Source organism: Kitasatospora sp. NPDC004723, from assembly GCF_040609255.1.
Taxonomy (GTDB): Bacteria; Actinomycetota; Actinomycetes; order Streptomycetales; family Streptomycetaceae; genus Kitasatospora.
Map to the genome: position 1 here is coordinate 92,033 of NZ_JBEXJT010000029.1, position 7,600 is coordinate 99,632.

Consider the following 7,600-nt stretch of genomic DNA (forward strand, 5'->3'; position numbering starts at 1 on the left):
GCGGAACCAGTACCCCCGACCGGATTCGAACCGGCGCTACTGCCGTGAGAGGGCAGCGTGCTAGGCCGCTACACAACGGGGGCTTGTTCTTGAATTGTACGGCCCGGATGGACCGCGGTACTGCGCTGGGGTACCAGGACTCGAACCTAGACTAAATGAACCAGAATCACTCGTGCTGCCAATTACACCATACCCCACCAGAGTTGAACCCCTGTCGGGCCGCACTCCAGCTCGCGCCTTCCGCTCCGGCTCCGGCGTGGGGCTTTCGCTCCCTCGCCGTTGCCCTCCCGGGCGGCGCAGAAAGAACATTACCCGACGTCCGCCCCCGCTCCAAAATCGATAACCCCAGGCAGCGGGCAGGGGGCCGTCCGGTGACGTCCGGGGAGGCCGCGGGCCCGGCCGGTGACCGGGCCCGCGGGCGGGTTCAGGCCGCCGGGAGGGCCGCCAGCGCGGCGGTCAGCCGGCGCAGCGTCTCGGGGCGTCCGAGCAGCTCCATCGACTCGAACAGCGGCGGGGAGACCCGTCGGCCGGTCACCGCCACCCGCAGCGGGGTGAAGGCGAACTTCGGCTTGATGCCCAGGCCCTCCACCAGCGCCTCGCGCAGCGCGGCCTGGATCGGCTCCGGGGCGAAGTCGCCGAGCCCCTCCAGGGCCCGGACGCTCGCCTCCAGCACCGGCCGGGCGTCCGCGGTGAGCACCTTGGCGGCGTCGTCCGGGTCCACGGCGAAGTCCTCGGGCGCCACGAAAAGGAAGCCGGCCATGCCGACGATCTCGCCGAGCACCACCATCCGCTCCTGGGTGAGCGGCGCCACCTTCGCCAGCAGCTCCAGCTGCGCGTCGCTCGGCTCGGCCGGCAGCAGGCCCGGGGCCTGCAGATAGGGCACCAGGCGGCGGACGAAGTCCTCCGGGGCCAGCCGTCGCAGGTGCTCGGCGTTGATCGCCTCGCACTTCTTCAGGTCGAAGCGGGCCGGATTGGAGTTGACCTTGCCGATGTCGAAGGCCGCGACCAGCTCGTCCACGGTGAAGACGTCGCGGTCCTCGGCGAGCGACCAGCCCAGCAGCGACAGGTAGTTGAGCAGGCCCTCGGGAATGAAGCCGCGCTCCCGGTAGAGGTTGAGCGAGGCCTGCGGGTCGCGCTTGGAGAGCTTCTTGTTGCCCTCCCCCATCACGTACGGCAGGTGACCGAAGCGCGGGGTGCCGCCGTCGCCGACGCCGATGTCGGCGAGCGCGGCGTAGAGCGCGATCTGGCGCGGGGTCGAGGAGAGCAGGTCCTCGCCGCGCAGCACGTGGGTGATGCCCATCAGGGCGTCGTCCACCGGGTTGACCAGGGTGTAGAGCGGCGCACCGTTGGCCCGCACGATGCCGTAGTCGGGGACGTTCTCCGGCTCGAAGGAGAGCGTGCCGCGCACCAGGTCGTCGAAGGCGATGGTGGTGTCCGGCATCCGGAAGCGCAGGATCGGCTCGCGCCGCTCCAGCCGGTGGACGGCGACCTGCTCGTCCGTCAGGTCGCGGCAGTGGCCGTCGTAGCCCGACGGCTTCCCGGCCGCGCGGGCCGCCTCGCGGCGGGCGTCCAGCTCCTCGGTGGAGCAGTAGCAGTGGTAGGCGTGGCCGGCCTCGCGCAGTCGGCGGGCGACGTCCGCGTAGACGTCCATCCGCAAGGACTGGCGGTACGGCGCGTGCGGGCCGCCGACCTCCGGCCCCTCGTCCCAGTCGAAGCCGAGCCACTTCATCGCGTCGAGCAGCTGCTCGTAGGACTCCTCGGAGTCGCGGGCCGCGTCGGTGTCCTCGATCCGGAAGACCAGCGTGCCGCCGTGGTGGCGGGCGAAGGCCCAGTTGAACAGCGCGGTGCGGACCAGGCCCACGTGCGGGTTGCCGGTCGGGGACGGGCAGAAGCGCACCCGTACGGCCGGCGCGTCAGCCACGCTTGACCACCTTGTTGGCGAGGGTGCCGATGCCCTCGACGGTGACGGCGACCTCGTCGCCGACGTTGATCGGCCCCACCCCGGCGGGCGTGCCGGTGAGGACGACGTCGCCCGGCAGCAGCGTCATCGCCTCGGAGATGTGCACGATCAGCTCGGCGACCGAGCGGACCATCAGCGAGGTGCGGCCGGTCTGCCGGAGCTCGCCGTTGACCGTGCAGGTGATGGCGAGGTCCGACGGGTCGAGGTCGGTCTCGATCCACGGGCCCAGCGGGCAGGCGGTGTCGAAGCCCTTGGCGCGGGCCCACTGGCCCTCGCGCTGCTGGACGTCGCGGGCGGTGACGTCGTTGGCGCAGGTGTAGCCGAGGATCACCTCGGGGACCCGCTCCAGCGGCACCTCGCGGCACATCCGGCCGATCACCACGGCGAGTTCGGCCTCGTGCTGGACGTCCGAGGAGAACGGCGGGTAGGCGATGCTCTCGGTCGGGCCGATCACCGAGGTGGACGGCTTGAAGAAGGTGAGCGGGACGTCCGGGACGGTGTTGCCCAGCTCGGCGGCGTGTGCGGCGTAGTTGCGGCCGACCGCGACGATCTTGTTGGGCAGCATCGGGCTGAGCAGCCGGACGTCCTGGAAGCGGTAGCTCTCGCCGGTCGGCTGGGGCTGGCCGAACGGGTGGCCGGCCAGGGCGTGGACCACCAGCGACTCGGGCCGGGCCGGGTCGCCCTCGACCACACCGAAGGAGACGCTGCCGGCGGCAGGGCTCCCTTCCCGGACGGAAAACCTGGCAATGCGCACGGCTGGGCTACCCCTCGCTTCGACGGCCGCCCGGGGCGCGCCCCGGGCGCTGGCGGGAACCGCGGCCCTTTCGGCGCCGGCCCCGCTCGATCGCTGCCCAGGCTATCGCGCGGGCCCTGACCCGGCCCGCCGCACGACGACGGGCGCCGTCACCGGAGTGACGGCGCCCGTCGTGGCGTGCGCGGAACGCCTCAGTTCTGCGGGACGTTCACCGCCGGGGCGGTCATCAGCCGGGTGCGGCGCGGGTTGGCGGTGGAGGCCGGCAGCTCGGTCGCGAAGGTCGCGACATCCTCGGCCCTGCGGGCGCCGGGAATCTGGCCGAAGTCCTCGACCGAGGCCAGCGTCGTCCGGCGCGGGTTGGCCGTGGAGTGGCTGGTCGGCGTGGACTGGGCGGTCGTCGCCTGGGACATCTCGTCAGCACCTCTTGGTCGCGGCCGGGCGACCGACCACGATCGGCGACCGGCCTGAGTGATTCGGGGAGATTCTGGGCAGGCTGATCGGGGCCGTGCGCCGGATACAGCAAGGTTACGGATCTCTTTCCACAGTCACCGTGACCAAAGCTACACATTCATCTGTGATTTTCGTCACAAATCGCAGAACATATCTCTGATATCCGACATATCGCTTCATCGACCTTTACCGGCATATCGGAAATATCAGGCATACCCGAAGCTCCACCCATCCCGTTGATCTCGGGTCGGCTTGGCATGCATCCGGCGAGTGTCCGAAAAAGGCGGTATTCCGGTCCGTTTGCCACACAGTCGGTGAGTTGTCGCGCGCGGTGAGTAGTGCCGTCCGATGTGCCCCGTCCGCCCTTGTTGGGATTCCCCGGCTGTGCTGGAATGCCACGGACCGTGGGTAGGGAGCTGTCCACCCCGGTGACCCGCTCTCCCGGACCGGCCGGGGGCGGATGGAAACTCGACACCGTCCAGACCGCGGCGACGCGGCGGGACGCCCGGTCCAGAGGTTGCGACGCCAGTGCAGGGACGTTTCAAAAGGGGTAGCGGCGCCGCGGGTGACCCGGAGTCGCATGAGCCCGCGGCAGCCCCCCAGCAGGCGGCGGCCCCCGGCGGCCCGGCCGAACCGGCACCCGATGTGATCGGCCGGCCGGAGGAGGACGGCAAGGAGCGCAAGTCGACCCGCGGCAAGCTCCGCAGCTCCCTGACCCGCCGACGCGCCAAGGGCATGAGCCGCCTCGCCATGCGCAACTGGCGGATCCGCAGCAAGCTGATCGCGCTGCTCGCACTCCCGGTGCTGGTCGCGCTGGTCCTCGGTGGCCTGCGCATCCAGACCTCGCTCGAAACCTCGCAGCAACTGGCCCAGATGGCCAACCTCTCCGACCTGGCCAAGAAGGCGACCGACCTCGCCAACGCCCTGCAGAACGAGCGGGACATCAGCGCCGGCCCGATCACCGCCAAGCCCAACGCGCCGCTGGACGACGACATCGTCGCCGCCCGCAAGGTCACCGACGACCTCAGCCGCACCTTCACCGCGTCCTCGGACAAGTTCGAGACCCTCGAACTCTCCGGCGGCAAGGCGCTGCTCTTCCAGATCCGCAGGGACCTCAACTCGGTCTCCGACGCCCGCGGCAACCCGTACCAGAACAACCAGAACATCCAGGCGACGATCACCGCCTACGACGTGATCATCCGCGACCTGCTGTCGCTCACCCAGGACATCGCGCTCGCGTCCAACAACCGCGAGCTGGTCCGCGCGACCCGCGCCCTGCAGCAGTTCTCGCTCGCCAAGAACTCCACCTCGCAGCAGCGCGCGCTGATCAGCGCCGCGCTCGCCAACCCGGGCGGCCCGGACCTCAGCCTGAGCGACGAGTCCTTCGGCATCCGGCTCAAGTCGTCCTACGACAACGCGCTGACCGGCTTCAACAACATCTACACCTCGCACGACCTGGACAACCTGCGCGGCCAGCTGAGCTACAACTCGGTGGTCGCCGCGGCCGACCGCTACGCGCGCTCGATCCTCCAGCAGGGCGGCATCCACCAGGGCGACGTCGTCAGCTACAAGGACTGGTACGAGCAGTCCACCGCCAAGATCGCCGCCGAGCGCCGGATCGAGTCCAAGCTCATCGAGGACCTCGACGGAAAGGCCCAGGAGCTCCAGTCCCAGGCCGACACCGAGGCCCTGATCATCGGTGCCGCCGTCGCGCTCGTGCTGCTCGTCGCCCTCGGTGGCGCCGGTCTGATCGCCCGCTCGATGGTGCGCTCGCTGACCCGGCTGCAGGCCGCGGCCGAGGACGTCGCCGAGCGCCGGCTGCCCGAGCTGGTCAAGACGCTCTCCGAGACCGACCCGCACGACGTGGACGTCGCCGTCGAGCCGGTCGGCGTCGACTCCGCGGACGAGATCGGCCACGTGGCCCACGCCTTCGACATGGTGCACAGCGAGGCCGTCCGCCTCGCCGCCGAGCAGGCCCTCCTGCGCGGCAACATCAACGCGATGTTCACCAACCTCTCGCGCCGCAGCCAGGGCCTCATCCAGCGCCAGCTGTCGCTCATCTCCGAGCTGGAGAGCCGCGAGGCGGACCCGGACCAGCTGGCCAACCTCTTCAAGCTGGACCACCTCGCGACCCGCATGCGCCGCAACGGCGAGAACCTCCTCGTCCTCGCCGGTGAGGACCCGGGCCGCCGTTGGACCCGCCCCGTCCCGCTGGTCGACGTGCTCCGCGCCGCCGCCTCCGAGGTGGAGCAGTACGAGCGCATCGAGCTCGCCGCCGTGCCGTCGGCCGAGGTCGCCGGCCGCGTCGTCAACGACCTCGTCCACCTGCTCGCCGAGCTGCTGGAGAACGCCACCTCGTTCTCCAGCCCGCAGACCCGCGTCCGGGTCACCGGCCACGCGCTGCCGGACGGCCGGGTGCTCGTCGAGATCCACGACACCGGCATCGGCCTCAGCCCCGACGACCTCGCCGAGATCAACGAGCGCCTCGCCAACCCGCCGACGGTGGACGTCTCCGTCTCCCGCCGCATGGGCCTCTTCGTGGTCGGCCGGCTGTCCCTGCGTCACGGCATCCGCATCCAGCTGCGTCCCAGCGACTCCGGTGGCACCACCGCGCTGGTCATGCTCCCGGTGGACGTCACCAACTCGGCCGACCGGCGCGGCCCCGGCCGTCCCGGCGGCCAGGGCGGCCAGCCGAAGCAGCAGCGCGGGGTCACCCCGACGCCGCGCCAGCAGCGCCAGGTGCCGGCCGGCCAGGGCGGCCGCCCCGGCGGTCCGGCGGCGCTCGGCCAGGCTCCGGCGGGCGGCGCCCCGCAGGCCCGGCCGGAGCTCGGCCAGGGCGGCCCCGGTCCGTCCGGCGGTCAGAACGGTCAGCCCGGCCAGGGCGGCCCCGGCGCGGGCGGCGGACTGCCGACGCGTCAGGTCGGCCAGTCGCTGCGCGAGAACCCGGCGCCGCAGGGCGGCCGACCGGGTGGTCCCGGCCAGCAGGGCCCGAACTCCCAGGCCCCGAACTCCCAGGCCCCGAAGCAGCCGGCCCCGAACCAGCAGGGCGGCCTGCCGCAGCGCACCCCGGGCCGGCAGGGCCCGCAGCAGGGCGGCCCCGGCGGCCTGCCCCGCCGCGGCCAGCAGCCCGGCGGCCCCCAGCAGGGTGCCCCGCAGCAGGGCGGCCCGGGCGGCCTGCCCCGCCGCGGTCAGGAGCGTCCGCAGGGCGACGGCGTCCCCGCCGCCCGCGGCGGCGAGCAGCCCCAGCACGGCTGGGCCGAGCAGTCGGGCCGTCCGGGCGCGCCGCAGGGCGCCCGCCCCGGCGAGCGTCCGCAGGAGGGCCTGCCGCAGCGTCAGCGCCCCGGCCAGGGCCGTCCGCCGCAGGCCCCGCAGGGTGGCCCCCAGGGCCCGCAGGACCAGGGCGGCCGTCCGCAGCGGCCCGCGCCGGGCGACCGGCAGCAGCAGCTCCAGCAGACCCAGCCGCTGCCGAAGGTCCAGCCGGCCCCGCCGCTGCCCGCGGCCGAGCCCGCCCCGGGGGAGAGCACCCAGCAGTTCGCCCGCCCCCGGTTCGAGGCCAGTGACATCGACCCGCGCGACCCGCTCGGCCTCGGCCTGGTGGAGCCGGTGCTGCCGACCATGCCGAACCCGGGCCGTCCGGAGCAGGGTGGCCGGCCGCAGGCCCCCCAGCAGCCGGTGCAGCAGCAGCCCGTCCGCCAGGAGCCGATGGCACTGCCGACCGGGCCGTCCGACGCCGGCGCGCCGAGCGAGGAGGGCCGTCCGGCCCAGCAGCAGAGCCGGCCCCGGCCGTACCAGCCGCGCCGCCCCGGCACCACGGCCCCGGGCCGTCAGGAGCAGCCGCCCGCCCCGCAGGCCGCCCAGGCCCAGCAGCGGCCGCAGCAGCCCCAGCCGCAGGCCCAGCAGCCGCAGCCCGGTGACGCCCCGTGGCGCCCGTCCGCCAACGACGAGCGCTGGCGCCGCGCCGAGCAGGTCCGCGAGCCGTCCACCAGCGGGGTCACCATGTCGGGCCTCCCCCGGCGCACCCCGCAGGCCAACCTGGTCTCCGGCACCGCCGAGGCGTCCCCGCTGACCGGCCCCCAGGTGTCCCGCGCCCCCGAGGAGGTCCGCGGCCGGCTCACCAACCTGCGCCGCGGCATCCAGCAGGGCCGCCGGGCCGGTGCCGAGCAGGCGGCCGGCCAGGCTCCGGGCGCCCAGCCGCAGGCCGACCGGGGCCAGGGCCCGCAGGGTTCCCCGGGCCAGGGCAACCAGGCCGGTTTCCACCATGGTGCCCAGCAGCCCGGGTTCGATAGTTTCGGGGGCCGGACCGACGGCAACGCCGCAGATCATCAGGAGCGTTGAGTTGAATCAGATGAGCCAGGCCGCACAGAACCTGAACTGGCTGATCACCAATTTCGTGGACAACACCCCAGGGGTGTCGCACACGGTGGTGGTCTCCGCGG

4 protein-coding genes, 2 tRNA genes and 1 pseudogene are annotated in these 7,600 nt (G+C 73.0%); 2 read left to right on the plus strand and 5 right to left on the minus strand.

Going from position 1 to position 7,600, the window contains the following annotated elements:
- Nucleotides 1-10 precede the first annotated feature (10 nt).
- The 5 genes from ABZW10_RS25220 to ABZW10_RS25240 form a co-directional block, all read right to left on the minus strand.
- Nucleotides 11-83, minus strand: a tRNA-Glu gene (locus tag ABZW10_RS25220).
- A gap of 42 nt (nucleotides 84-125) precedes the next feature.
- A tRNA-Gln gene (locus ABZW10_RS25225) sits at nucleotides 126-197 on the minus strand.
- Nucleotides 198-424: 227 nt separating this feature from the next.
- Nucleotides 425-1,921 carry a glutamate--tRNA ligase gene (gene gltX / locus ABZW10_RS25230; protein WP_355369702.1) on the minus strand — a complete coding sequence of 499 codons (1,497 nt, stop codon included), beginning with the start codon at nucleotides 1,919-1,921 and terminating at the stop codon, nucleotides 425-427.
- Nucleotides 1,914-2,714, minus strand: a complete 801-nt coding sequence (locus ABZW10_RS25235; RefSeq protein WP_355369704.1) for a fumarylacetoacetate hydrolase family protein — start codon at nucleotides 2,712-2,714, stop codon at nucleotides 1,914-1,916. The genes gltX and ABZW10_RS25235 overlap by 8 nt, the downstream gene beginning before the upstream one ends.
- Nucleotides 2,715-2,905: 191 nt before the next feature.
- A complete protein-coding gene (locus ABZW10_RS25240; protein ID WP_355369706.1) occupies nucleotides 2,906-3,124 on the minus strand; it encodes a hypothetical protein in 219 nt (72 codons plus the stop codon).
- A gap of 685 nt (nucleotides 3,125-3,809) precedes the next feature.
- Between ABZW10_RS25240 and ABZW10_RS25245 the strand changes: the two genes are divergently transcribed.
- The gene (locus ABZW10_RS25245; RefSeq protein ID WP_355369708.1) at nucleotides 3,810-7,499 is read left to right on the plus strand and encodes a nitrate- and nitrite sensing domain-containing protein; all 3,690 of its coding nucleotides are present in this window, start codon (nucleotides 3,810-3,812) and stop codon (nucleotides 7,497-7,499) included.
- A 10-nt stretch (nucleotides 7,500-7,509) separates the two neighbouring features.
- Nucleotides 7,510-7,600, plus strand: a pseudogene (locus ABZW10_RS25250) (roadblock/LC7 domain-containing protein); the annotation flags it as partial.

Excerpts from the sequence above, each read along its gene's own strand:
- ABZW10_RS25240 (WP_355369706.1), bottom strand. The coding sequence starts at position 3,124 with ATGTCCCAGGCGACGACCGCCCAGTCCACGCCGACCAGCCACTCCACG.